The 26,713-nt window shown below is 44.3% G+C and carries 24 protein-coding genes; 20 read left to right on the top strand and 4 right to left on the bottom strand.

Annotation, left to right across the window (positions count from 1 at the left end; genetic code table 11):
* Window positions 1–171 precede the first annotated feature (171 nt).
* The 5 genes from I6E78_RS03005 (at window position 172) to I6E78_RS02985 (ending at window position 5,863) form a co-directional block, all read left to right on the top strand.
* The gene (locus tag I6E78_RS03005) at window positions 172–1,392 is read left to right on the top strand and encodes an acyl-CoA dehydrogenase family protein (RefSeq protein ID WP_011327570.1); all 1,221 of its coding nucleotides are present in this window, start codon (window positions 172–174) and stop codon (window positions 1,390–1,392) included.
* A gap of 14 nt (window positions 1,393–1,406) precedes the next feature.
* Window positions 1,407–2,477, top strand: coding sequence for a ferredoxin--NADP reductase (locus tag I6E78_RS03000; RefSeq protein WP_197181903.1), 1,071 nt, complete (start codon window positions 1,407–1,409; stop codon window positions 2,475–2,477).
* 90 nt (window positions 2,478–2,567) lie between these two features.
* Window positions 2,568–3,338: an SDR family NAD(P)-dependent oxidoreductase gene (locus I6E78_RS02995; protein ID WP_011327572.1), complete on the top strand. Its 771-nt coding sequence runs from the start codon at window positions 2,568–2,570 to the stop codon at window positions 3,336–3,338.
* A 9-nt stretch (window positions 3,339–3,347) separates the two neighbouring features.
* On the top strand, window positions 3,348–4,415 hold the full coding sequence (locus tag I6E78_RS02990; RefSeq protein ID WP_011327573.1) for an alkene reductase: 1,068 nt from the start codon (window positions 3,348–3,350) through the stop codon (window positions 4,413–4,415).
* Between the two features lie 287 nt (window positions 4,416–4,702).
* Window positions 4,703–5,863 (top strand): helix-turn-helix transcriptional regulator, encoded by a 1,161-nt coding sequence (locus I6E78_RS02985; protein ID WP_011327574.1) that lies wholly within the window; start codon window positions 4,703–4,705, stop codon window positions 5,861–5,863.
* 126 nt (window positions 5,864–5,989) lie between these two features.
* On the opposite strand, the gene I6E78_RS02980 is transcribed toward I6E78_RS02985, so the two are convergent.
* Entirely contained in the window at window positions 5,990–6,775 is a 786-nt protein-coding gene (locus tag I6E78_RS02980) for an enoyl-CoA hydratase (protein ID WP_011327575.1), read from the bottom strand.
* Between the two features lie 161 nt (window positions 6,776–6,936).
* Between I6E78_RS02980 and I6E78_RS02975 the strand changes: the two genes are divergently transcribed.
* From I6E78_RS02975 to I6E78_RS02940, 8 genes are read left to right on the top strand one after another with little or no spacing between them, the layout of a single operon-like run.
* Complete coding sequence (locus I6E78_RS02975) at window positions 6,937–7,719, top strand: SDR family oxidoreductase (protein ID WP_011327576.1); 783 nt, start codon at window positions 6,937–6,939, stop codon at window positions 7,717–7,719.
* A 55-nt stretch (window positions 7,720–7,774) separates the two neighbouring features.
* Window positions 7,775–8,761 carry an OB-fold domain-containing protein gene (locus I6E78_RS02970; protein WP_197181902.1) on the top strand — a complete coding sequence of 329 codons (987 nt, stop codon included), beginning with the start codon at window positions 7,775–7,777 and terminating at the stop codon, window positions 8,759–8,761.
* Window positions 8,761–9,894 (top strand): acyl-CoA dehydrogenase family protein, encoded by a 1,134-nt coding sequence (locus I6E78_RS02965; RefSeq protein ID WP_089367909.1) that lies wholly within the window; start codon window positions 8,761–8,763, stop codon window positions 9,892–9,894. The genes I6E78_RS02970 and I6E78_RS02965 overlap by 1 nt, the downstream gene beginning before the upstream one ends.
* Window positions 9,875–10,285 (top strand): MaoC family dehydratase, encoded by a 411-nt coding sequence (locus tag I6E78_RS02960; RefSeq protein ID WP_231617931.1) that lies wholly within the window; start codon window positions 9,875–9,877, stop codon window positions 10,283–10,285. The genes I6E78_RS02965 and I6E78_RS02960 overlap by 20 nt, the downstream gene beginning before the upstream one ends.
* A 17-nt stretch (window positions 10,286–10,302) precedes the next feature.
* Entirely contained in the window at window positions 10,303–11,478 is a 1,176-nt protein-coding gene (locus tag I6E78_RS02955) for a lipid-transfer protein (RefSeq protein WP_011327580.1), read from the top strand.
* A gap of 9 nt (window positions 11,479–11,487) precedes the next feature.
* Complete coding sequence (locus I6E78_RS02950) at window positions 11,488–12,657, top strand: acyl-CoA dehydrogenase family protein (RefSeq protein ID WP_197181901.1); 1,170 nt, start codon at window positions 11,488–11,490, stop codon at window positions 12,655–12,657.
* A 14-nt stretch (window positions 12,658–12,671) separates the two neighbouring features.
* Entirely contained in the window at window positions 12,672–13,871 is a 1,200-nt protein-coding gene (locus I6E78_RS02945; RefSeq protein ID WP_197181900.1) for an acyl-CoA dehydrogenase family protein, read from the top strand.
* Entirely contained in the window at window positions 13,871–14,983 is a 1,113-nt protein-coding gene (locus I6E78_RS02940) for an acyl-CoA dehydrogenase family protein (RefSeq protein ID WP_197107685.1), read from the top strand. The genes I6E78_RS02945 and I6E78_RS02940 overlap by 1 nt, the downstream gene beginning before the upstream one ends.
* A 104-nt stretch (window positions 14,984–15,087) precedes the next feature.
* Here I6E78_RS02940 and I6E78_RS02935 read toward each other — a convergent pair whose 3' ends face one another.
* The 3 genes from I6E78_RS02935 to I6E78_RS02925 form a co-directional block, all read right to left on the bottom strand.
* Entirely contained in the window at window positions 15,088–15,876 is a 789-nt protein-coding gene (locus tag I6E78_RS02935) for an SDR family NAD(P)-dependent oxidoreductase (RefSeq protein ID WP_197181899.1), read from the bottom strand.
* A 153-nt stretch (window positions 15,877–16,029) separates the two neighbouring features.
* Window positions 16,030–18,150: an oxidoreductase gene (locus tag I6E78_RS02930; protein ID WP_197181898.1), complete on the bottom strand. Its 2,121-nt coding sequence runs from the start codon at window positions 18,148–18,150 to the stop codon at window positions 16,030–16,032.
* A gap of 42 nt (window positions 18,151–18,192) precedes the next feature.
* Window positions 18,193–19,047, bottom strand: a complete 855-nt coding sequence (locus tag I6E78_RS02925; RefSeq protein WP_197181897.1) for an alpha/beta fold hydrolase — start codon at window positions 19,045–19,047, stop codon at window positions 18,193–18,195.
* A gap of 270 nt (window positions 19,048–19,317) precedes the next feature.
* Here I6E78_RS02925 and I6E78_RS02920 point away from each other — a divergent pair, with 270 nt between their 5' ends.
* The 7 genes from I6E78_RS02920 to I6E78_RS02890 all read left to right on the top strand — a co-directional run bounded on the left by I6E78_RS02920 (window position 19,318) and on the right by I6E78_RS02890 (window position 26,700).
* On the top strand, window positions 19,318–20,061 hold the full coding sequence (locus I6E78_RS02920) for an SDR family NAD(P)-dependent oxidoreductase (protein WP_011327587.1): 744 nt from the start codon (window positions 19,318–19,320) through the stop codon (window positions 20,059–20,061).
* Window positions 20,062–20,069: 8 nt separating this feature from the next.
* Window positions 20,070–20,705: a nuclear transport factor 2 family protein gene (locus I6E78_RS02915; RefSeq protein ID WP_011327588.1), complete on the top strand. Its 636-nt coding sequence runs from the start codon at window positions 20,070–20,072 to the stop codon at window positions 20,703–20,705.
* 20 nt (window positions 20,706–20,725) lie between these two features.
* Window positions 20,726–22,594 carry a long-chain-acyl-CoA synthetase gene (locus I6E78_RS02910; protein WP_197181896.1) on the top strand — a complete coding sequence of 623 codons (1,869 nt, stop codon included), beginning with the start codon at window positions 20,726–20,728 and terminating at the stop codon, window positions 22,592–22,594.
* Window positions 22,594–23,805 carry a thiolase family protein gene (locus I6E78_RS02905; protein WP_011327590.1) on the top strand — a complete coding sequence of 404 codons (1,212 nt, stop codon included), beginning with the start codon at window positions 22,594–22,596 and terminating at the stop codon, window positions 23,803–23,805. The genes I6E78_RS02910 and I6E78_RS02905 overlap by 1 nt, the downstream gene beginning before the upstream one ends.
* 1 nt (window position 23,806) lies before the next feature.
* Entirely contained in the window at window positions 23,807–24,742 is a 936-nt protein-coding gene (locus tag I6E78_RS02900; protein WP_197181895.1) for a bifunctional OB-fold nucleic acid binding domain-containing protein/MaoC family dehydratase, read from the top strand.
* Window positions 24,743–24,934: 192 nt separating this feature from the next.
* A complete protein-coding gene (locus tag I6E78_RS02895; RefSeq protein WP_011327592.1) occupies window positions 24,935–25,825 on the top strand; it encodes a VOC family protein in 891 nt (296 codons plus the stop codon).
* Entirely contained in the window at window positions 25,825–26,700 is an 876-nt protein-coding gene (locus I6E78_RS02890; protein WP_058372859.1) for a CoA transferase subunit A, read from the top strand. The genes I6E78_RS02895 and I6E78_RS02890 overlap by 1 nt, the downstream gene beginning before the upstream one ends.
* Window positions 26,701–26,713: the final 13 nt, after the last annotated feature.

Genomic DNA, 26,713 nt, shown 5'->3' with positions numbered 1-26,713 from the left:
TATTATGTGGGTTGCTTAATAGCGCTGTTAATTATTGCATGGAATGAGAAGTTTTTTTGCTTAGTCCATATTGACGATGAGAGATAGTGGCTAGTGTGAAAATCTGGTGTTAAGCAAGTTGGTGAGTTTAACCAGTGCAATTGCGCGCTAATTCTATGAAGGATAACAACCATGAGTGTTCCATATAAAATTGATATTACAGGTATCTCAGATGATTTTCTTACACCAGAAGCTAATCGTCTCATCGCAGCGGCAGAGAAGTTGGTTCCTAACTTACTTGAGCGCGCCCAAGCTGCAGAAACTGCTGGTAAAGTACCTGATGAAACAATAAAAGAAATGATTGCAGCAGGTTTGTTCCGTGTTTTACAACCTAAACGCTGGGGCGGATATGAGCTTGACCCTAGAGTATTTTATATTATTCAAATGACGCTAGCGCAAGGTTGTATGTCTACCGCTTGGATTTATGGTGTTATTGGCGTACATAACTGGCAAATTGGCTTGTTTGATGAAAGGGCACAAATAGAAGTACTTGCTGAAAACCCAGAAATATTGATTGCTTCTACTTATATGCCAGTGGGCAAAGTAGAAAAAGTGGAAGGTGGTTTTAACTTTTCAGGCCGTTGGGGTTTTTCAAGCGGTGTAGAGCACTGTGAATGGATATTTTTAGGTGGTTTAGTGCCTAAATCACCAGGCAGTAAAGAGCTTGAACATAGAACATTCTTATTACCTAAATCTGATTTTAAAGTGGTAAAAAACTGGGATGTACTTGGACTACGCGCTTCTGGTAGTCACGATATTGTGGTTGAAGGGGCATTTGTTCCTGAGTATCGCACCCACCAAACTAATGACTACAGCGACGCAGCTTGTAAAGGGCGCGCGATTAATGATAACTGGTTATACCGTATCCCATTTGTGCAGATATTTCAGCGTGCTGTATCTACCGCGTGTATTGGTGCACTGGATGGTGCTGTTACTGAATTTCGTCATCGCTGCGCTGAACATGTGGGTAAACACGGTGGTAAAACTGCAGAAGACGTGAATGCGCAAATGGCAGTAACCGAAGCAATAATGACCAGCGATCAGTTGAAGTTGGTGTTGTTTCGTAATTTTGCAGAAGTGGTAAAGCATACTCAAAATGGCGAAATGATGCCAGTTAATGACCGTTTACTACAGCGCGCGCAATCAGCAGCTGTGCCTAAACAGTGTAGTGAAAGAATTAACGAGATTATGCGCGCTTGTGCAGCGTCGGGAACTTATAAAGGTAATCCGATTGAGCGAATTTTTCGCGATATAAATCAGTCTCGTGGTCATATTGCTAACAATACAGATACTTACATGCGTGCACATGGCACTGTAATGCTAGGTTTACCTAACTCAGATCCTTTTGTATAAGCTAGGGAGTCGCTATGTCTCGTTATCATAATTTAACTATTGCTGAAGTAATACAAGAAACCGCTGATGCGAACTCTATTGTATTTGACGTACCAGCATCGTTAACCGAGCAATTTGACTATCAGCCGGGTCAATTTTTGACCCTTAAACTCCCTTATGAAGGGGCGTTTTTGATGCGTTGTTACTCTATGTCGAGCACGCCAAGCCAAGATACAGGATTACGTGTCACGGTTAAGCGTGTAGCAGACGGGCGAGGTTCAAATTGGATTTGCGATAATCTTAAAGCGGGTAGCAACATAGAAGTGATGCAACCTGCTGGGCTGTTTGTGCCAAAAGATTTAGCGGAAGATCATTTGTTATGTGCAGGGGGCAGTGGTGTTACTCCTGTGCTGTCTATTTTGCGACATGTGTTAATTAATGGCACCGGAAAGGTGCGGGTTATATACGCTAATCGCGATGAAGCCTCGGTTATATTTCAGCAAACATTTAAGGCATTATCGGCGCAGTACCCAGAGCGTCTCGAAGTGATTCATTTATTAGATTCGTTACAAGGCATTCCTTCATTATCACTGTTAACTTCGTTAGCCGATGGTATGCAACAAGGACGTGCTTTTATTTGTGGCCCTGGGCCATTTATGGATGCAATGGAATTGGCCATTAAAGCCGCTAAATTTCCTGCTAGTCGTATTCATATTGAACGCTTTTCTAGTGCAGTGCCAAAAATCACAACAAAACCGGTACCAGCCAATTCATTAAAAACACCGATTCAAGACAATATCGCAGAACTTGTTGTTGATGAAGCAAATATGCCAGCGGCAACAATACAGCTTGAACTTGATGGCGAACATTATGTTATTGCTTGTGAGAGCGGACAAACCGTGCTTGATGCAGCTGAAAAAATAGGTATTGAATTACCCTACTCTTGTCGCGAGGGCATGTGTGCCTCGTGTATGTGTGAAGTGGTGTCAGGGCAAGTAAAACTTAATAATAATGATGTGCTCGATGAAAAAGATTTAGCAAACAACTTAACGCTAAGTTGCCAAGCAGTGCCTTTAACCAGTGAGCTTAAGCTCAAATATACCTAACACTTAATATTAATATCAGTAACGCAACGCGTTATCACTCATTCACTCAGTGCAACATTGTTTGCACGTTTCCGATATAAGGAATTTCTCATGCAATCTCGTTTTAAAGATAAAGTCGCTTTCGTAACAGGTGGTGGCAGCGGAATTGGTGCAGCTACTGCACAGCGACTTGCACAAGAGGGCGCCACAGTAATTATTTGTGGTCGCAATAAAGCACCATTAGACGAAGTAGTAGCGACTATTCGCCAGCAAGGCGGTAACGCTCATGCAGTACAAGCCGATGTAAGCAACGAGCAAGCATTTGTTACAGCACTTGAGCAAACGGCGCAGCAATATGGCAGCCTCGATATTTTAGTTAATAATGCCATGGCCTTTACGTATGGGGCAATTGAAGATATGAGCACCGAACAGTGGCATAGCAACTTTACAACCTCGGTCGATGGTACATTTTGGGGCACCCGAACGGCAATGCAATTAATGAAAGAAAAAGGCGGTGCTATTGTTAATATTTCATCTATTTGTGGTGAATTAGGTACGCCGATGATGGCCGGATATAGCGCCTCTAAAGCGGCGGTAGTTAATTTTTCACGTGCGGCTGCGGCAGAAGGTGCAGCGCATAACATTCGCGTTAATGTGGTAGTACCCGCAGTAGTAGAAACCCCGGCTACGGCAGGTATGTTAAGTGATGAGGGTATGCTAAATAATACCAACAGGCTTATTCCTATGGGTCGTGTTGGCCGCGCCGATGAGTTAGCCAGTGCAATTGCCTTTTTAGCCAGCGATGACGCATCTTATATAACAGGGGCTTCTTTACCTGTTGATGGTGGCCGCGCAGCAGTATTGGTAACCGCTTTAGATTAAGGACATTGTATGACCACAAATAACCCACTATTAACCCCATGCAAATTGGGTGATATAGAAATAGCAAACCGAGTAATAATGGCGCCAATGACGCGTAATCGCGCTGATGCAGATGGTACACCTAATAGCATAATGCGTGACTATTATGCACAGCGAGCAAGTGCTGGGCTGATTGTAGCTGAAGGCTCGTGGCCTGTTGTTACAGGGCAAGCGTATAATCGCCAACCGGGAATAGAAACGCCAAAGCAAATTCAAGCATGGCGCGAGGTAACCGATGCAGTACATCAGGCGGGCGGTAAAATAGTGCTGCAAATTATGCATGCAGGGCGTATTGGCTCGCACCATATTAAAGGTAATGATGTAGCTACTGTTGCTCCTTCAGCGATAAAAGCTCGTGGCGAAGTGTATACCGACAGTGCGGGTATGCAGCCATTTGATATGCCTGAGGCCTTAACTACAGAGCAAGTGTGGCAAGTAATAGATGAGCATCGCCAAGCTGCCGAAAATGCAAAAGAAGCTGGTTTTGATGGTGTTGAACTGCATTGCACCAGTGGCTACTTACCTATGCAATTTTTGTGTTCTGATTCAAACCAACGCAACGACGAGTTTGGTGGTAGCGCTCAAGCACGCGCTAAATTTGCCAGTGAATGTATACGAGCTATGGCGACGGTATTTGGCGCAGGGCGAGTTGGTTTGCGGATGAATCCGGGAAACCGCTTTAACGATACCAAAGATGAAAACCCAGCAGAAAGTCATTTGGCCTTGCTGCATGCGGTGGCCGATTTAGATCTTGCTTATTTGCATATTATGCGTGCGCCGACAGCCGATATCGACGCCTTTAAAATGGGCAGAGAAGCATTTAAAGGCGCTCTGATCATTAATGATGGCTTTGATGGGGAGTCTGCTGCTGAGGCGGTTACTTCAAATCAAGCAGAAGCGGTTTCATTTGCTCGTCACTATGTTGCTAACCCTGATTTAGTAACTCGTTTTGCAGCGCAATTACCGCTGGCAAAGTTTAAACGTGAAACACTTTATACCCCAGGTGCGGCAGGCTACACCGATTATCCAAACGCATAATAAAGTACTATTATTGAGTGTTGCAACATAATAGGTACAGCAACACTCAATAGCTTCATTTCATCATTTGTCATAGTTTTCATACAATAAACTTAATCGTTAAAATAGATTAATATTACTTTAATTAGACTAAATGATAATCAAAGAGTCACTTGCAAACCTTGCTAATAACGGTGATAGTGGAGTAAGTGAAATATTAAATAGCAGTATAAATTAATAATATAGCATGCTTATTTTTTTGTTTTATTTTCAAGTTTTAATCAAAAAAAATAACTATAGGTTGAAAAATGGCACAATTAGATATAAGTCTCGATGCATATAATGAATTAATAAATGCATTATACGAAGCGTCGGCAGATACCAGTTCTTCAAGTTGGAATATCCCTCTAAAGCTAATCCAAAGCATACTTCAAGCAAACTATGTCACCTTAATATTAAAAGTTCCCGAGGAAGACGATTTAGGATTAATGATCGCAGTAGGTGAAGGTTTAGAAGAAGGGGACACCGTTCAGCATTTACCCTATCAATATAAATTAACCCCTTTTGCTGATCAACCACTTGATACAGTGTTAACTGTTGCGGATTTTATGGATGAAAACGAATGGAAAAATTCATCATATAGAGAACACTGGTGCGAAAAAAATAACATTTACCATGTACTCACTGCCGATATTAGTACTCCTAATGTTGGTCATTTAAGGTTTAGGGTTACGCGAACCGATGCACAAGAAGATTTTTCTCAAGCTGATAAAGCGTTTGTAGAGTTACTTATCCCGCATTTTAGACGCGCAATTACTACCTTTTTACAACTCAATAGTAGTGCCTCTTTAGGCTCGTTATATTCTCGTGCTATTGGTCGTTTGTCTATTGCTACTATTACTATTGATGAGCATGGCAAAGTACTCGATAAAAACGTATTTGCTAGCCATATACTCGACGCCGAAGACGGGCTTAAAATAATTGGTGGTAAACTAACCGCGCAAGATAACAGTGATAATCGCGAGTTAAAACGCTTAATTAAAGCAACGTTTGCTAATGCTGATGGCAAGCAAACTATGCCAGAGGCAATGTCGATTACTCGTCCATCAGGCGAAATAGCTCTTGGTGTAGTAATTGAAGTTATTCCCTCATTAGGTTGGGCTGAAGGTAAAGGGCAAAACAAGGCCGTAATTTACATTCGCGATGCGGTAGGTAAATCGACCACCAGTATTGAAATATCGAAAAAGCTATTTGGTTTAACGCCGGCAGAAACTGCGCTATCACTGCAGTTAACTAATGGTTTATCGTTAGAAGAAGCTGCTGAAGAGCTAAATATTCGCCGTAACACAGCGCGTGCTCACTTACGTTCTATATTTTCTAAAACCGGTGTACGCAGGCAAACAGAGTTAGTTAGATTGTTTTTAAATAGTGTCGCTGCGCTGGGCTACGACGACAGAAATAGCTTGTAAACTTTATTACAAACGATTCCTGCCTTACCTTAAAGTAAAAATAAGTAGGCAAAAAAAAGCCAGCTAAATGCTGGCTAAAATTAACAAAGGGGAGTGTTAATTAATTTAAATTAATGACTATTACCCTTACTTTCCGCTAAATACAGGATGGCGTTTTTGTAAAAACGCCTCCATACCTTCACGTTGATCTTTTGATGCAAATAATAACGCATTTGCTTTGCGCTCCAGCGCCATAGCACTGGCAAGTGGAGCGTCCATTCCTGCTAAAATAACTTCTTTTATTTGCTCTGCCGCTAGCGGAGGCATACGTGCTATGCGACGACAATTTGCTAGTGCCTGTTTATATACATCGTCATCTTCGCACAGCTCACTTACCAGTCCGCCTACCCAAGCATCGTAAGCACTAATAGGCTTGCCTGTAAGCGCCATTTGCATTGCTTTAGCTTTACCTACTGCACGTACTAAACGCTGCGTGCCACCAATACCTGGCATAATGCCAATGGCTATTTCGGGCTGACAAAAACTTGCGCCTTTACCGGCAATAATAATGTCGGCCAACATGGCCAGTTCACAGCCACCGCCATACGCGTAGCCATTTACTGCAGCAACTACAGGAATTGGGCATTGCTCAATAGGTGCCCATAGGCGTTCTGTATGGCGCTGGTAAATCTCAATTGGGTCTGCATCTATTAAGCTAGTAATGTCGCCGCCTGCAGCAAATACTTTGTCGCCACCGGTTAATAAAATACAGCGAATGTCTTTATTGTTTGCCAGCTCAGTAAAGTACTTAGATAGTAATGTTTGCAGTTCTAAGCTTAATGCATTGGTGGCACTGGGTCGGTTTAGCGTTAACTCGGCCACGCCAGGCTCAGGGAAACTTAGTAAAACGCTAGGCTCGTTTGTATCTGTCATTCATTACTCCAAAACATTGCTAGGCAACGCACAGTAAAATTTCTATGTTGTTATTGTCACTTGTTGTCGCTAAACACAGCATCGTCCATTTAGACGAAGCTGGTTATCTAATACTGCCTGTACACTGTTTTTATGGAATTATTTTATGACAAGGCTTAATTATGCATGCGAGTAAAAACTATAAAGATAAAGTGGTACTCATAACCGGCGGTACTAAAGGCATTGGCCTTGGTATAGCACAAGGTTTCTTGTCGGCAGGCGCTAAAGTAGTAGTGTGTGGTCGTGAACAAGTAGAGCAGCTACCACAGGTAATCCTTGATGGAAAAACTCGTCAGGCACACTTTATTCAAGCAGATGTGAAAGATATTGATAGTACTGCAGCCATGTTTAGCACCATAGTAAAAGAATATGGCACGCTTGATGTACTCATTAATAATGCGGGCGGCAGTCCATTTGCTTTGGCCGATAAAGCATCTCCTCGTTTTCATGAGGCTATTCTTAAGCTTAATTTAATTGCACCGTTAAACGTAGCACAGCAAGCAAACGAAATAATGCAAGCAAATAACAGTGGCTGCATTATTTTTATAGGCAGTATTAGTGCCATGCGTGCCTCACCAGGTACGGCGGCTTATGGCGCTGCTAAAGCGGGTATTTTATCTTTAGTAAAATCACTTGCAGTAGAGTGGGCACCTAAAGTGCGTGTTGTGGCGGTAAGCCCAGGGTTAGTACATACCGAAAACTCACACCTACATTACGGTGACGAGGCCGGAATTGCCGCAGTAAGCGCAACAATTCCAGCAGGGCGTATGGCGCAACCAGATGATATTGCTAACGCTTGTTTGTTTTTAGCTTCAGCAGAAGCAAGTTATGCAAGTGGCTGTAATTTACTGCTAAATGGCGGCGGTGAAATGCCCGCTTTTCTTAGTGCTAGCGAAACTAACTAAATAATTAATAATTTTAATTTTTAGAATTTATCTTGATAAATGCAGGAGACGAACATTGGCTAAATATGAATGGTTTGCAGAAATAGAAGCGATGATAGGGCGACAATATGGTCGTATCTATGCGTGGGACAAGGTTAATGAAGCTATGGTACGTCAGTGGTGTGAAATTATGGGGGTAGAAAACCCACTTTACACCGATGCAGACTACGCGGCAACAACCGAGTATGGGCAACTAGTAGCACCACCAGCAATGTTACAAAGTTGGTGTTTAGCGGGCTTTGGTGACAAAATTTTAGCACCAGGTTCAACTACCGAAAACCCGTATGGCGTACTCGAAATACTTGAAAAAAATGGCTACCCAGCGGTCGTGGCAGTTAATTCTAACCTAACGTTTGATCGCTACATTACTATGGGTGAAAAGCTTTATTACACCACAGTACTCGATAGCATCAGTGAAGAAAAAACTACCGCACTGGGCACCGGCTTTTTTGTTACGTTAAAAATGACTTATTTCTCAGAAAAAACCAATGGTGAAGCCGACGAAAAAGTAGGCGACATGATGTTTAGAGTCATTAAGTTTAAACCAGCGCAAAGGCCTGAGCAAACAGCGCCCGCTAAAGAAGCACCAGCTAGAAAGCGTCCTAAGCCTGGGGTCAGCGACGATAATCGCTTCTTTTGGGAAGGATTTGGCGAGCAAGAGCTGCGTATTCAACATTGTATAAGCTGCGACAAATTACAACACCCACCAGCACCTGTGTGCATGCATTGCCATTCGTTTGAACTTGATTACCAAGTAGCTAGTGGTAAGGGTGAGCTGTATTCATTTGTGATAATGCACTACCCACATGTAGCCCCATTTGATAGCCCAAATCCTATTGGTTTGATTGAGCTTGAAGAAGGCGTACGTATTCCAGCAGGCTTAATCGGAGTTGAAGAAGGTGTAGCTCCTAAAATTGGCCAAAAAGTGCAAGTCGAATATCACACATTTGATGGTGAGCTGACCTTGCCACAATTTAGACTTGTTCCAACTAAGGAGTCGTAATGGATTTTAATTTAAGCGAAGAGCAATCAGCCATTGCAGAAATGGCCAATAGCTTATTTACCGATACCTGTACCGATGACTTTCTGCGTGACTATGACGAAGCAGGCCAAGGTACCATGACACAGTTATGGAACTCGTGTATAGAAACCGGGCTGCACGGGGTAATTATTCCCGAAGCAATAGGCGGGATTGATTTAGGTATGACCGAACTGAGCTTAGTATTACAGGCGCAAGGCGGGGCGTTAGGGCAAGTTCCTTTGTGGCGTCATCAGCTGGTGGCTACTGCCATTGCAAAGTTTGCGGGTGCACAGCTGCAAACAGTTGCACAAGCTGCGGCTGAGGGCACAAACCTATTAACGCTGGCATTTAACTTAGTAAATACCCACAGCGAAGCGACGCTCAACGTAGAAAAAACGAATGACGGCTTAAGTATTAATGGCTTAGTGCAGTCGGTGGCAGTTGCAGGACTCGCTGACTTTGTTTTACTACCACTAACCCTTGATGAGCAAACACGCTGGGCACTAGTGGCAACAACAGCGCCAGGTTTAACCCTAGTTAAAGGGCAGATGACCCAAGGCGAAGAAGTTGCAGACTTACAACTAAATAACCTGCTTGTAAGTAATGCAGCGTTACTCGATAGCAAAGCTAATGACTGGTTAGTACCAAGAATATTCGCCTCTTTGGCATCATTACAGTTAGGTGTTAGTGAAGCGCAAATTAAAAAAACCGTTGAATATATTAGTGAACGCCAACAGTTTGGTCGCGCTATAGGCACCTTTCAAGCAGTACAAATGACCATGGCCGATACCAAAATTGCCCTTGAGGCATTACGCAGTAATGTATGGCAGTTGTGTTATCGCCTTGATAATAACTTAGGCTGCGATCACGAAGCGTTAGCAACAGCGTGGCATGCCTGCGAAGCGGGTCATTCTATTGGTCACAAAGCGCAACATGTGCATGGCGGTTTTGGTGTAGATGTTAGTTACGTTATCTACCGATACCTCTATTGGAGCCGGGCTATTAGCCTAAACTTGGGCGGGAGTCCCGCATTATTGGCAAAACTTGGCGATGCCTTAACCGAAAATAATAAGCTGGGGTGGAAATATGACCTTGATGAAAACAATGCAATTTAACGACATAAACGTAGGTGACAAGCTACCTGAAAAAGCGATTCCAATTACCGTGGCACTTATCTCTAATGGGGCTTTAGCAACGCGTGATTTTTTTCCAGGCCATCACGATAAAGATGCCGCTATTGCGCTGGGCTCACCACATATTTTTATGAATATTTTAACCACTAATGGCTTAGTGCAAAGCTATGTAGAAGGCTGGAGCGGCCCACAAAGTCGCTTAAAAAATATTGATATTAAATTAGGTATGCCTAATTACCCAGGCGATGTTATGACCTTTATGGGCGAAGTAACCGCAACCGATGCCACAACCCGCACTGTGGATGTAGGTTTAGCCGGCAAAAATAAATACGGCATGCATGTTACAGGTACCGTGCAATTGGTATTGCCATAAAATTTAGGAGAGACAAGATGAGTGAGTCAATTAGTGGTAAAGCTGCCATTGTAGGTCTGGGGGCCACAGAGTTTTCTAAAAATTCAGGGCGTACTGAATTACGTTTAGCCATGGAGGCAACATTAGCAGCTTTAAAAGATGCGGGAATTGATCCCAGTGAAGTGGATGGCTTTAGTAGTTATTCAGTTGATAAAGTACCAGAGTACGAAATTGCGCGTTTATTAGGCTGTAAAGAAGTTAAGTTTTTTTCACAAATACCTCATGGCGGCGGCGCAGCGTGTGCACCTATAGTGCATGCGGCAATGGCTGTGGCCAGTGGTGTGGCTAAAACCGTAGTGGTGTATCGGGCGATGAACGAGCGTTCTTGGTATCGTTTTGGTACTGGCGATTATGGCTTTTCATCAACCCCTATTTTTGAAAATGTGAATTACGGTTATTACATGCCCCATGGTTTTCATACACCTGCAAGTTGGGTGGGTATGTTTGCACAGCGTTATATGCATGAGTATGGCGCTACATCAGAAGATTTTGGTCTTGTTGCGGTTGCCGCACGTGACTTCGCAGCAACTAACCCTGCGGCATTCTTTTACGAAAAACCAATTACTTTGGCCGATCACCAAGCGTCTAAGTGGATTTGTGAACCGCTACATTTACTTGATTGTTGTCAAGAATCTGATGGTGCGGTGGCAATGATTATTACCAGTGTTGAGCGTGCAAAAACGCTAAAAAATAAACCTGTAGTAATTAAAGCCGGTTCGCAAGGTATTGCCGAAGGTCAGCAAAGTATGACCTCGTATTATCGCGACGACATTACCGGTTTACCCGAAATGGGCATAGTAGCAAAAGAGCTTTATGCACAATCGGGCCTAGGGCCAGATGATTTTCAAACTGCGATTATTTACGATCACTTTACCCCATTTGTATTACCACAACTTGAAGAGTTTGGGTTTGTGGAACGTGGTAAAGCAAAAGAGTTTATTCGCGCAGGTCATCATCAACGTGGTGGTAAGTTACCTATTAATACCCACGGAGGACAATTAGGTGAAGCCTATATCCATGGTATGAATGGCGTGGCCGAAGCAGTACGACAAGTGCGTGGTACAGCAGTAAACCAAGTTGATAATGTTGAAAATGTACTCGTTACAGCAGGCACTGGTGTACCCACCAGCGGCTTAATTTTAGGCGCAGAGTAGGAGTGCAAAATGTTCATTGATTTAACACCAGAACAACGGGCGTTACGCCTAGAAGTACGTGATTACTTTTCGCAATTAATGACATCCGAACTGCGTCAAAAGCTAAGAGGCAGTGAAGGCGGCGAAGACTTCCGTAAGGTTGTACGTCAAATGGGTAAAGACGGCTGGTTAGCTGTTGGTTGGCCAAAAGAGCACGGCGGCCAAGGTTATCAAGCCACCGAGCAGCTAATCTTTTTTGAAGAAGCCAATATTGCAGGCGCGCCCCTACCATTTGTTACTATTAGCACAGTAGGTCCTGCGTTAATGGAATACGGTACTGAGTTACAAAAAGAAAAGTTTTTGCCTGGTATTGCTAATGGTGAAATTCATTTTGCCATTGGTTATTCAGAGCCAAATGCGGGCTCTGATCTAGCCACTTTAAAAACCAAAGCCAGCCTAGAGGGCGACAACTTTATTGTTAATGGCAATAAGCTATGGACCTCAGGCGCTGAGTCGGCCGACTATATTTGGTTAGCTGCACGAACCGATCAAGAGCTGGCGCGTCACAAAGGGATTTCTATTATGATTTTAGATACCCAAAGTGAAGGCTTTAGCAGCACAGTTATTCCAACGTGTTCAAACCCAACCGCGGCTACTTATTACGACAACGTAAAAGTACCTCAAGAAATGCTGGTGGGTGAATTAAATGGCGGTTGGCGTTTAATTACTTCGCAACTTAACCATGAACGTTTAGGTTTAGGTTCGTGGTCTGATAAAGTGGTTGGCTTATTTCGTCGAGTATATTTGTGGGCTAATACCGCAGATGAGCAAGGCAAGTCTGCTGCTAATAACCCTTGGGTGCGCGCAGCGTTAGCTGAGTGTTACGCTAAGTTAGAAGCCATGCGTTTAATTAACTTTCGCATCGCCGCCGATTTAGAAAAAGGCCATATGGATATTGCTCTGGCGTCAATTACTAAAGTATATGGCTCAGAATGCTCAATTGAAATACTGCGTAAGCTGATTGATATTGTGGGAATGAATGGCATGGTTCGCGATGATTCTGCCGCGTCATTTTTAATGGGTGAGCTGGAATACGAAGTGCGTGCCTCGGTTACCTTAACTTTTGGTGGTGGTGCTAATGAGTTACAACGAGAACTAATAGCCCAATTTGGTATTGGTATGCCACGCGCAGTGCGCTAACAGGAGATAACAGCATGAGTGAGTTAACTGAATTTCGCCAGCAGGTTCGTACTTGGCTAGAGGCAAATTGTCCTATGTCGCTGCGCACCCCAACGCCTGATGGCGAGCTCATTTGGGGCGGGAGTGAGGTTAACTTCACTTTTGATGATCAACGCCAGTGGTTTAATAGCATGCGCGACAAACATTGGTTTTGTCCTAGTTGGCCAACGCAGTACGGTGGTGGTGGTTTAACTGCGCAGCAAAACAGCGTATTAGAAAGTGAAATGCGCCGTTTAAAGTGTCGCCCGCCACAAATTAATTTAGGTATTTGGATGTTAGGTCCTGTGCTGTTAGAGCACGGAACTGAGCTGCAAAAACAACAGTTTTTAACACCAATGACTCGCGGTGAAGTACGTTGGTGCCAAGGGTTTAGTGAGCCAAACGCCGGCTCTGATTTGGCCAGTATTCGTACCAGCGCAGTTGATCAAGGCGATCATTACTTAGTTAATGGTAGTAAAATTTGGACTTCTTACGGTGACAAATCCGATTGGATGTACGCATTAGTACGCACCGATGCTAAAGCCCCTAAACACCAAGGCATTAGCTTATTACTCCTCGATATGCACAGCCAAGGTGTGCAAGCCAAACCTATTGATTTAATTAGCGGTAAATCTTCTTTTTGTGAAGTGTTTTTCGATAATGTAGTCGTACCCAAAGAAAATCTTATAGGTGAGCTCAATGGCGGCTGGAAATTGGCTAAAGAATTGCTGCAACACGAACGCAGCGCAATGTCTAAGTTTGGTGAGTTTCAATTACCCACGCACTTTGACTTAATGTCACTAATGAGCGATTACATGCCAGCGCCACACAGCGCTAGTGAAGCCGCGCTTCTAAATAAGGCGGTTGCAGCCAATATGGAAGAGCAGGCATACAACTTAACGGTGCAACGCTTAGGTGCAGAAATGCAAGCGGGGCAAAGCTGTTTTGGTTTAATGTCGATTATGAAGTTAGTGCATACCGAACAAGAAAAAATTAAATTTGAATTATTACTCGATGCAATGGGTTACCGAGGTTTAGGTTGGGAAGATGATAGCTTTAGCGAGCAAGAGCAAGCAATTACTCGCGCTTGGCTAAATAGTTTTTCGCAAACCATAGCTGGCGGATCCTCAGAAGTTCAGCTGAACGTGATAGCAAAGCGTGTATTGCAATTACCTGAAAATAAAGGAGTAAGCTGATGAGTATGGTATATAGCGAAGACGATCGCATGTTGGCAGATACCGCCGAAGAGTTTTTAAGTGCGCAAAGCCCTGTCGCAGCGCAGCGCGCATTACGCGATAAGCCAACCGCAGTTAATTTTGATGAAAAAATTTGGCAACAAATGCTGGAACTAGGTTGGGGAGCAATTACTTTTCCCGAAGAGCTGGGTGGCCTAGATTTTGGTTATAAAGGAATGGGCGCAATATTTGAAGCTATGGGTAAACACCTGAGTGCTTCGCCAATGTTATCGTCGGTAACCCTGTGTGGTTCATTATTACAACAACTAGCCAACGCAGAACAGCAAACCTGGTTAACAGCAATAATGAGTGGTGAAAAACGCTTAGCCTTAGCGGTTGACGAACACGCAAGGCACGATCCCGACAGCATGCAAACAACGGCAACAACAGCGGTAGATGGCTTTGTGTTAAATGGTAAAAAAACCATGGTTATTGATGGTGTCAGCCCCGATGGTTGGATAGTTGCGGCGCAGCATAACGCTGGCTGTAGTGTGTTTATTGTGCCATTTAGTGAGCAAGTAAAGGTTAAGCGCCTTAACCTTATCGATGCACGCAATTACGCCGAGCTTACTTTTAATGACTTAAAACTACCCGCAGAAGCCTTATTAGGCGATGCTGGCAATAGCTTAAAAGCACTGCAACAAGCACTCGATTTAGGTCGTTTATGTTTAAGTGCTGAAATGCTTGGTGCTATTAAAGCGCTGTTTAATATGACTATAGAATACTTAAAGGTACGTGAACAATTTGGTGTAAAAATTGGTACTTTTCAGGCATTACAACATCGTGCGGCACGCTGTTATGTAGAATTAGAATTAGCTCAATCTTGTGTTATAGCCGCACTTTCGGATGCAGATAAGGCTGACGCAAATTTAGCCTCAAGCGCTAGTTTAGCTAAATGGAAACTATCAAAAGTAGCCGATTTAATCAGCGGTGAAGCGGTGCAAATGCATGGCGGCATTGGGGTTACTGATGAGCTAGACATTGGTCTTTACCTAAAGCGCATTCGCGTAGCACAAATGTGCCTTGGTGATGCCGATTACCATCAAGCGCGGTTTGCAGCTTTAGCGCCTTAAAACTCATCTTGAGTTAAACATAAAAAACCAGCCAACAGTTATTCACTGCTGGCTGGTTTTTTTGTTCATGCACTGAGAGCCTTAATGCGCGTTGAAGGTCGCTTTTACTGTGCTGGCGCGCCAGGTACACCATAATAATATTGACCAGCCGTTAGGCCGCCATCTACCACCATTTCGGTGCCATTACAGTAAGATGCCTGATCCGAGACTAAAAAGTTAACCATATTGGCTACTTCTTCAGGCTGACAACCACGTTGCTGTGGAATAAATTTATAGCGTGGGTTCAGCTCTTCGCTACTTAGCCCCTGTGGGTTAGTCATGGGGGTATTTACAGCACCAGGATGCACACTATTTACACGTATACCAAACGGGCCTAGCTCAAGCGCTGCGGTGCGAGTTAACCCTCTTACTGCATATTTACTTGCAGCATACGCACCTGTGCCATTGTTAGGTAAAATAGACGAGGCTGATGAAATATTAACAATAGCGCCACTGCCGGCTTTTTTCATGCAGGGGATCACGCTATGTAAGCCTAAAAAGGTGCCGGTAATATTAATATCGATTAATTTACGAAACTGCTGCGGCTCTGTGGTTTCGAGCGTTGCGAACAGTAAAATCCCCGCATTATTAACTAAAATATCTATTTTTTGGTGCTTTTCTAAAATTGCTGATACGATCGACTGCCATTGTAGCTCATCGGTTACATCGTGTGTCATTGGCGTAACCTTGTCGCCAAGCTCTTGCGCCATTTGGTTAAGCTCTTCAGTTAAAATATCAGTGGCTATAACAGTGGCTCCAGAGTCAACCAGTGCTTGGCATATTGCTCTACCGATACCCCGTGCGGCACCGGTAACTAAGGCGACTTTATTGGTTAAATGTGTAGCGTTTTTCATTGTTAGTTTCTCGCTTTAAAATAGTTGTAAGTATTATTGCTGAGGTTCTTGCTGAGCCATAAAAAGGCAGCAGCTTTAATTATGGTAATAAAATAGGGGCGAGTGCCCCTATGTTAAAAGTGTTAGTAGTTAGTAGTTAGTAATTAGTGGCTATTAGCAGCTTAAGCCAGCTTTATAACCGGCACTAATTGCACCCTCTATATAGGCAACGTTATTACAATCACCAATGTCTTTTACTGTATGGCCAGCTGCAATTAAGCTGTTTGTTAAGCTATTATCAGTGGTAATACCCGTTGCCATTACTACGGTATCGGCAAGGCAGCTGCGGGGTTGCTCGTCCACTTTATAGTGCACAGCGTGGGTATCGATAGCGGTAACGTCTGCCTGAGTAATTAAAGTAACGCCTAATTGCCTAACATGATCAAGTACCCGCCAGCGCCTAACAATACTCAGCTCGATGCCTAAGTTACGTCCGGCTTCTATAACGGTAACTTCGCGGCCACGCTCAGCTAAAAACTCGGCCAGCTCTAAGCCCACTAAGCCACCGCCAACAATAGTGACGCGCTTGCCAAGTGGCATCCATAAATGCGATAAACGTTGTAATTTATCTACGTGTTTTGTTAAGCCAAGGGTGTTGCCCGCTCCTAACATTAAGCGCTGTAGCGCGGTTAGCTTATTGCTAGTGTTAGTACTTACTTCGCCGGTAAGTAACTGTCTAAGTTGTTCGCCAGACCAAACGTGGCTTAACTCACAACCCTGTATGTCGGGCATGCCACGGCTGGCGCCGGTTGCTACAAACACTTCATCGGCATTTAGTGTGCTAATTAATTTCGGAGTCGCTGTGGTATTCAGTTTTACTGTAACCTTAGATTGGGCTAGTTGCCTTAAATGGTAGTCGAGTAACTTGCCATTTTCGGGATAGGCCAGCGCTGCAAAAAATAATGTGCCGCCTAAGCGTTTACTGCGCTCTAACAAGGTTACTTTATGGCCTCGTTCACTGGCGGTTACAGCAGCTTCTATGCCAGCAGGCCCGCCACCAACTACCACAATATGTTTGGGCTTATCGGTCATTATTACTTTTAGTTCAAATTCTTTACCAGTCGCGGCATTAACAGCACATTTAACGCGCTGATTAATAAATACTTGGCTTACGCATACATAGCAATAAATACAGGGACGAATGTCGGCTTCACGATCTGCGGTGAGTTTATTTGGTAGTTCGGGATCGGCTAATAATTTACGTCCCATTGCAATAAAATCACACTTACCGCTGGCAATAGCAGCATCGGCAATATCGGGCTCTAAGCGGCCAACGGCAATTACCGGTATAGACACTTCTTTCTTCACTGCTGCAGCCCAATCTAAAAAGCCTGCTGGTTTATGCACTAGCGGCGCGGCGGTAAATGCAGAGCCTGTGGTTAAGGTGGCATAAGCAGAAATACTAACGGCATTTACACCCGCTTGTTCAACCATTTTGCTCACTGCAATACAGTCCTCAAGGGTAATACCGCCAGGGGTGTTGAGTTCGTGCGCGTCTAGGCGTACCCACAATGGAAAATTTTGGCCTACGCGTTCGCGTATGGCGGCTATTACCTCTAGCAGTAAACGTGCGCGGTTTTCAATACTGCCGCCATATTCGTCATCACGTTTATTATAATAGCTCGATAAAAAGCCAGCCAAAATATACGAGTGCGCGCTGTGCAGCTCAATAGCATCAAAACCCGCTTGCTGAGCACGTTTTGCCGCTGCGGCAAACCATTCGACCATTTGGACAATATCGGCTTTTTCCATTACTTTTATGGTAATGGGTTTATCTGCTGGAGGTCTAACAAAGGTACTTAATTCTGTTGGTGTTACCGCTTGCATAATATCGCTTTGTGGTGGCGCAGGGGGCAGTGAAGGCACCCAAAGCTCGCGGCCTTCGGCTAAATCGCGTACTGCCGTTTTACCAGCATGCTGTAATTGCACCGCAATTTTTGCACCATGCTTATGCACCCGCTCGGTAAGTGCTTTTAATCCAGGAATAAACTCATCTTTAGAAATACCCACCTGATAAGGTTCGGCAGTTCCTGCGGGAAACGCAATAGCAATAGATCCCATAGTAATAAGGCCCACACCGCCTTTTGCTCTGGCTTCATAAAAAGCTTGAATACGCTCACTACAATGGCCATCAGGGTCAGCATAATTAGAGCCCATTGGCGCCATCATAATGCGGTTACGCAGCGTTAGTCCGCCTACTTTCCCTGGTTTAAGCAAGTGCTGATAATGTGACATAGATTATTACCTCTTATTATTTATGTTTTTTGAGGTGCTGTATTAGCCGTGTTGTAAAAAATCAATACAGCTGCTGTTAAACAGGCGTTGATGTTCTACTTGTACCCAATGACCACAACGATTAAGCATAATAAAGCGCGCTGTTGGTACGTTATTCAAAATTTTATGCATGCCTTGATGTGGATTAAATTTATCGTTAGTGCCCCAAAAGCCAAGCACTGGGCAGTTAAGCTCGCCAAGGCGTTCGGTCATGTTTGGCACCATCATAGTGCTAAATAAATTAGCCGGTTGAGTTACTGCCACTGCAGCGCGCTCTGCTAATATATCATCAGAAAGTACAGCTGAATCAAAAAGTTGTAACGACATCACTTCGCGCATTTGATCAACACCCATAGGGCCACGGCTGTATACTTCTACCATACGCACTATACCTTCCATTTGAAAATACGTTTCGCGCTCTTCAACACCACCCGGGGCCATTAAAATTAGGCGCTCTACCGTATCGGGATAATCGAGAGCTTGCCCCAGCGCAATAGCACCGCCTAAAGAATTGCCTAATAAAGTCACCTTAGGTAAATCAAGGGCGTTTATAAAACCATTAAGTGCTGTGACAAAAAAAGCTAAATCGTAATTAACGTCATCGGGTTTATCTGAGCGACCAAAACCAGGTAAGTCGAGCACAATATTACGATAGCCCGCATCAGCAAATTCAGGATAATTGCCTTTAAAGTTACTAAAACCACTGGCACCTGGGCCACTACCATGAAGCCAAATAACAATAGGGCCTTGGCCTTGCTCTAAATAATGTAATTTAAGGCCGTTTTCTAGGGTAACAAAGTGTCCCAGTGGTAACGGTAAATCCTGTGCTTTCTCTGGATTAGTTGTTTGCTGATTCAAAACTCTTACTCCTAATTTTGCCTTGCTAACAAGGTAATGAACGCTCACCACCTCTGCTTATTTATATAATTTTCCTACTCAATACTGCGTTGCTCGTTTGCTTAAAACATCGTCCATTTAGACCAGTGTTTTGTTTGTGTTGGTTAGTCTTATTGGACGATGCTGGTTTTTATTACATATCCCAGTATGAATTGGAAAATTAATATTGGTGCGACTGCAAATGTTGCTCTATATACGCCAAATTGGCTTGAGAAAAGCAAGGGGATAAAAATGAAACATCAGGATCAAGTTGTGCTAGTAACAGGTGCAGGGCAAGGCATAGGCCAATCAATAGTAAGTTATTTTGCTACTGCAGGCGCTAATGTCGCCGCGGTAGATATTAACGCCGACACATTAAATGCCAGCGTTAATGAATTAAATGCAAACGTTGCCGGCAATATTGTGGCTATTACTGCCAACATAGCAAAAAGCGACTCAGTACGTGATGCCATTGCCGCTGTAGTGGAAAAATTTGGCCGACTCGATGCCATTATTAATGTGGCTGGTGTGGGCTCTATTGATGCATTTGTTGATACCCCAGATGAGCACTGGGACAAAGTGATTGCAGTTAACTTAACCGGTACTTTTTTGTGTTGTCGTGAGGCGGCGAAAGTTATGCAAGCCCAAGGATCGGGTTGCATTATTAATGTTTCCAGCACGGCGGCATTAACCGGCGAAGGCCCAAGTCATTATTGTGCATCAAAAGCCGGTGTTATGGGGCTTACGCGTAGTATGGCACGCGAACTAGCGCCAGTGGGTATTCGGGTAAATACCATAGTACCAGGGCCAACCAATACACCCATGATGGCTGATATTCCAGAGGAGTGGACGCAGCAAATGATCGCGGCTATTCCATTAGCGCGCATGGGCGAAGGTGAAGACATTGCCAAAGTAGCGAGCTTTTTAGCGTGTGATGATTCTGGCTTTATTACCGGCCAAAATATCGCAGTAAATGGCGGCATGGCCTTTATTTAGGAGTGAATATGAGTGACTTAAGTTCAAGCCTTGAACAACGAATTGACCGCTTAGAGTCTATTGAGTCAATTCGTCAGCTCGCGGGTAAATACTCGTTGTCATTAGATATGCGTGACATTGACGCACATGTAGGCTTATTTGCTCCCGATGTACGTGTCGGGGGGGGGAAAAGCGGCCGAGCTCATTTAAAAGCCTGGGTTGACTCAACCCTGCGCGATCAATTCACCGGCACATCGCATCATTTAGGGCAGCACATTATTGAGTTTGTTGATGAGAACAACGCCATTGGTGTTGTGTACTCTAAAAATGAGCATGAAACCGGGCGTGAATGGGTACTGATGCAAATGCTGTATTGGGATGACTACCAACGCATTGATGGGGTGTGGTACTTCCGCCGTCGTCTGCCATGTTATTGGTACGCCAGCGATATAAATTCAGCGCCAATTGGCGATATGAAAATGCGCTGGCCGGGTCGCGAACCTTACACCGGCACCTTTCATGATTTATTCCCATCATGGCAGTCGTTTTGGCAGCATCGACCTAATTCAGATGAGTTACCCGAAGTGGCAACTCCTGCGCCACTTGAACAGTTTTTACGCACCATGCGGGGTGATACCCCAGCACCTAAAATCCGCGTTCGTTGATTAACACCAAAGGAGATAATATGTTGGACAATAATAAAATTCCTTATGCTGGAAGTCTCGACAACGCGCCAGTATCTAGAGCCGCCACACAACAAAAAATGGATAAGCGCGCACTAGCAGTACGCTCGGTTAGTCCGTCGCAAAAGTACAGCATTGCCGACCGCCTAGAAGCGCAAGCAGTAGCACATGGCGATGCGCCATTTTTGATTTATCAAGGTAAAAGCTACAGCTACAGCGAAGTAGATGCCCAAGCAAGTAAATTTGCTAAAGCGATACAGGCCCGTGGTTTAATGGAAGGTGATGTGTGTGCTATTGCGATTGAAAATCGCCCTGAGTTTTTCTTTGCGTGGTTTGGCTTAACCAAGCTGGGCGTAGTGGTCGCTTTTATTAACACTCAAGTACAAGGCAGCGTGCTTGAACATGCAATTAACACCACAGATGCCAATGTAGTTATTGTTGGTGAAGAATGTGTACAGCGTTTTATTGACACACCAGAGCTGGCAAATAAGTCAATTTGGCTGGTAGGCGATGATGAGGTAGTTGATAAACCGGTACTTCCTCAGTGGATTGATAGCAGCTTTGATAGCGATGTGGCTGCGCGCAGTGGCACAAGTTGTAAGCAGGCACGTGGCTCAACGGTGGGCGAAACCCCAACTTTACTTATTTTTACCTCAGGCACTACCGGGTTACCTAAAGCGGCGATTTACAGCCATATGCGTTGGTTAACCTCGGGTGATGTGATGGTTGAAACCATTGATGCCACACCAAATGACGTATTTTATTGTTGTTTACCTTTATACCACGGCGCTGCAGCCACTTCAGTGACTTCAACTGCGCTAGCGGCGGGGTCAAGCATAGTGGTTAGGCGTAAATTTAGTGTTAGGCAATTTTGGGATGATATTCAAACGCATAACATTACCGTTTGCCAATACATAGGTGAGATTTGCCGCTACCTGCTTAACTACGCCGAGGCCACGGGAATTAAGCCAAAAGATCATCAACTGCGCTGCATGTTAGGCGCCGGTTTAACCGAAACCAGTTGGCATCGTTGGCTTGAGTACTTTGGCGAAATGGACGTGCTAGAAGGGTGGGGATCTACCGAAGCGAATACTAACTTACTTAATTTAGATAACTATATTGGTTCGTGTGGTCGCGTGCCGCGCTGGGATCGCACCAATTTTAGATTAGTTAAATTTGATACCGAAACCGAAACTCATGTTAAAGATGCTAACGGGCATTATGTTTTATGCCAACCTGGCGAAGTAGGGGAAGGGCTGGGAATGATAATTAACATGCCTGATTTTGGTGGTGGCCGCTTTGAGGGCTATACCTCAAAACAAGGTACAGAGCAGAAAATTTTACGCAATGTGTTTCAGCAAGGCGACGCTTACTGGCGCTCAGGTGATTTACTGCGCTACGATGAAAATGGTTACTTTTATTTTGTAGATCGCATTGGTGATACCTATCGCTGGAAAAGTGAAAATGTATCATCGCAAGAAGTGGCTACCGCTTTGGCTGAATACGATGGCGCCGAGCTGGTTAATATTTATGGCGTACAGGTTCCTGAAAATGAGGGACGAGCAGGTATGGCGGCCATTGTTATGCAACCAGGGCGGCAGTTTGATCCACAAGTGTTTTATGCTTTAACCATAGAAAAAGTGCCTAATTACGCCGCCCCTCAGTTTATTAGGGTAAGCAAAGCCGCCGACATGACATCAACCTATAAACTGCGTAAAGTCGACTTACAAAAACAAGGTTATGACCCAGTAGCGTGTAATGAGCCAATTTACATACGTAACGATAAGTTAGGCTGCTACCAGCCATACTGTGAAAGTGCGTTGCAAGCGGCAGGATTTTTACCGTTCTGTAGCAATCAGGAGGAAAAATAATGGGCTTAGCAGGAAACGCCGCGATTGTTGGTGCGGCGCAATATAAACCAGAGAAATACCAAACCGCGCCGCAAATGTTTCATTTAGAACAAGTGGCCGACTTAGCCAATCAAGCATTATTAGATGCTGGGCTACAAAAAAGTGATTTAGATGGTTTGGTTATTAATGGCCCACATTTTCACGAGGCCTCAGTATTTGTGCCGGCAATGGCCGCAGAATATTTAGGAATAGAAGTAAACTTTGCCGAAGTAGTTGATTTAGGCGGCTGTACCGCAGTTGCACAAATTTGGCGTGCAGCGGCAGCGATTGAGCTGGGGTTATGCCAAGCGGTACTGTGTGTTATTCCCGCTCGCATGGCACCAATGGCACCAAATGAAGACCCAGCTTGGATGGCGCAAGCTATGCGTTATGGCGGCCACAGTACGGCATTTGGCGCACCAGAAGCAGAGTTTGATTTGCCCTATGGTCACATGGGGCAAAACACCGGTTATGCAATGATTGCACAGCGTTACGCAGCGCAATATGGCTACGATCAAGCGGCTATGGCTAAAATAGCAGTCGATCAGCGCTTTAATGCGCAATACCACAAAGACGCTATTTTTAAAGGCAAAGAGCTAACTATTGCACAAGTATTAGCTTCTAAAATGGTAGCCGACCCATTGCATGTACTAGAAATAGTCATGCCGGTATCGGGTGGCGCGGCGGTTATTGTGGCCTCTAAAGAAGTGGCTGCAAGAGCGAAAAAACGCCCTGCATTTATTACCGGTTTTGGTGAGCGTTTATCATTTAAATCGCCATCGTATGCGCAAGATATGACAGTGACGCCAGTTGCCGAAGCCGCAAAGCGTGCGTTTACTATGGCCGGGCTGTCGCCTAAAGATATACATGCAGCGCAAATTTATGATTGTTACACCATTACTGTGTTGTTATCACTTGAAGATGCAGGCTTTTGTCCTAAAGGGGAAGGCATGCGCTTTATTAAAGAGCATAACCTCACCTTTAAAGGCGACTTTCCGATGAACACCCACGGCGGGCAACTTAGTTTTGGCCAAGCTGCAGCAGCGGGCGGTTATTCTCAAGTTATTGAGGCTTTCCATCAAATTTCAAACTCTGCCGATCAACGACAGCTAAAAAGGTGTGACAATGTATTTGTTAGTGGCACCGGTGGCGTGATGAGTGAGCAGGGCGCATTGATATTACAAGGAGGCTAGTATGGCAACGTTAAAACCTATGCCAGTCGCAACAAAAATTTCTGCACCATTTTGGCAGGCGCTAAAAGAAAATCAGTTAAAAATTCAGCAATGTAAGCAGTGCGAAGGGTGGGTGTTTTTTCCACGTAATCATTGTAGTCATTGTTTAGCGCACGAGCTGCAGTGGCAACAAGTGAGCGGTGAGGGCACCTTATATTCATACACCCTTACACGTATTCCAACTATGCCAGAATTTAGTGACGAAATGCCGCAAGCATTAGCCGTGGTCGAACTAGCTCAAGGCGTTCGTATTAATACCACGTTAATAGATGTGGCAGAGCAAGACATTAAAATAGGCATGCCTGTTAAAGCGGTGTTTGATAAAGTGAGTAGCGATGGCGATACCTTGCTACGTTTTACCTCTATTAATAATGCCGGTGGTGTGCGTGAATATATTAATCCGCTCAATGGGCTTGAACGCAACGACAAAGGGCAAGTACAAGTACCGCTAAGTAACCTTGCTGCGCTTTATGCACTGGCCGATAATAAATATACCGACTGGAGTAATGTGGTTGTTGTTGATCAAGACCTGATTAACGCTTTTGTCGATTTATCGGGGGATGATTACTGGTTGCATACCGATCCTGAGCGCGCAAAAACAGATAGCCCGTTTAAAACCACCATTGCCCATGGCTCGTTAGTACAAGTGCTGCAGTCGCGTTTAACGATTGCACTACCATTTGAAATTATCGGCTTTAATAATATGGTTAACTATGGCTCAAACCGTTTACGTTTTCCTGCGCCAGTGCCTGCGGGCGCAACTATTTATGGCCGTAGTAAGGTAAAAGACATTAGCGTGTCGCACAAAGGGGTGCAATTAACCCTAGAAATGAACATTCATGTGGTTGGCAATGATAAACCAAGTGTGATCAACGATTTGGTGATCCTGTATCGCTAAACACTGTAAATAATTTGGTAAATATAAAGCCGCTGAGCAACATTATTGCTCAGCGGCTTTTTGTTTTTTTAGTTTTAAGCTTATGACTCTTAATGCTTTTTTTTCGTTTTTTTGGTTAGTCTCAATGGACGATGAAGCATTAGTAATTTGCCCTAATAATGAACCTAATCACAATTTTGTAAGAGAGGGTTCATGGATATTCGCGCATTAGGTTATTTCGTAGCACAGACTGACGCTCCACAAGAGTGGCAACACTACGCAGAGCAAGTATTAGGGATGATGACGGCGCCAACTGACGACGGTGGATTCTACATCAAAATGGATGAGCGCCCATACCGCATGTTGGTTATACCCGGCGCAGACAAGCGCTATTTTGCTTCTGGTTGGGAACTAACAGGTGCAAAAGCTTACAACAACGCTAAACAAACATTACTTGATAAAGGCATTGCTTTTGAAGAGGCTAATAAAGCCTTATGTGAGCAGCGCCGCGTACAAAATATACTCATAGTTAATGACCCAGCTGGTAATCGTCACGAACTGTATTGGGGTCATGTTTCAGATTGCCAACCGTTTACTTCTCCTCAAGGTGTACCCGCTTTTATTACCGGCGATATGGGCCTTGGCCACACCGTACTACCTGCGCCAAATTTTGATGAAACCTTTGCGTTTTTAACCGACGTATTAGGGTTTGAATTATCAGATTTATTTAATTTTAAACCTGCACCAGAGGCCGATCCAATTCGCATTTACTTTATGCATTGTGGCAACGCACGTCACCACAGTTTAGCTATTTGTGAGTTTCCGGTACCAAGCGGTTGCGTGCATGCCATGGTCGAAGTTGAAAACATGACAGAAGTAGGCCGCGCTCACGACAGACAACAACAACATCAAGTACAACTGTCGGCCACTTTAGGTCAGCACCTTAACGACAAAATGACCTCATTCTATATGAAAACACCATCAGGCTTCGATTTAGAGTATGGCTTTGGTGGTTTACAAGTTGAAAACTGGGAAGAGCATTGCGCTTTTGAATTTAGCCGAGTGAGCCTGTGGGGCCACGATTTCTCAGTAGGAGAAAAATAATGAATAAAGTAAAAACAACAGCGCAAATGGTGGCTGAGCTAAGTGATGGCATGACAATTGGCATAGGTGGTTGGGGCCCGCGCCGTAAACCTATGGCGCTTATTCGCGAAATTATAAAATCGGATCTTAAAGATCTTACTATTGTGGCGTATGGCGGCGCCGATGTGGGGATGTTATGCGCAGCCGGCAAAGTAAAAAAATTAATCTTTGCGTTTGTATCGCTAGACTTTATTCCACTAGAACCTTTTTTTCGTAAAGCCCGTGAACAAGGCGAGCTTGAGCTAATGGAAATTGACGAAGGTATGTTGTTACTTGGCCTTCGTGCTGCGGCGTGGGGCTGTCCTTATATTCCAACTCAAGTTGGTTTAGGTACAGATGTACTTACCCACAACCCAGATATTCAAGTGATTGATAGCCCCTATGACGATAAAGAATGGGTGGCAATGCCAGCGCTTAAACTCGACGCTGCACTGGTACATGTTGATCATGCTGATGAGCGTGGTGTGTGCCAGATTTCAGGTCCAGATCATTACCTAGACGATTGGTTTGTACGCGCAGCAAATAAAAGCTATGTCACCTGCGACAAGCTGGTTAGCAGCGATCATTTTTATGATCGCACAGCGGCAGATAAAGTATTTTGGGAACGCAGCTTAACAACGGCCGTAAGTGAAGTACCTGGGGGCGCGCATCCAAGCAGTTGTCCGCCATTTTACGGCATTGATAATAAACATTTGCTGCAATATAACAAATACGCAAAAGAAGGCGGCTTTAGTGCTTACTTTGATGAGTTTATTAACAATAAATCAGAGCAAGAGTACCAAGCTAAATTAGGCGGCATCGATGCGATCCGTCAAATCCCTAACACAAGTTACTAAGGCAGGACATTAA

Origin of the sequence: Pseudoalteromonas sp. NZS127 (assembly GCF_015864805.1) — a bacterium.
GTDB classification, from domain to species: domain Bacteria; phylum Pseudomonadota; class Gammaproteobacteria; order Enterobacterales; family Alteromonadaceae; genus Pseudoalteromonas; species Pseudoalteromonas nigrifaciens.
Note: the sequence above shows the minus strand (reverse complement) of the source record. Positions and strands in the feature narration are given on the sequence as shown.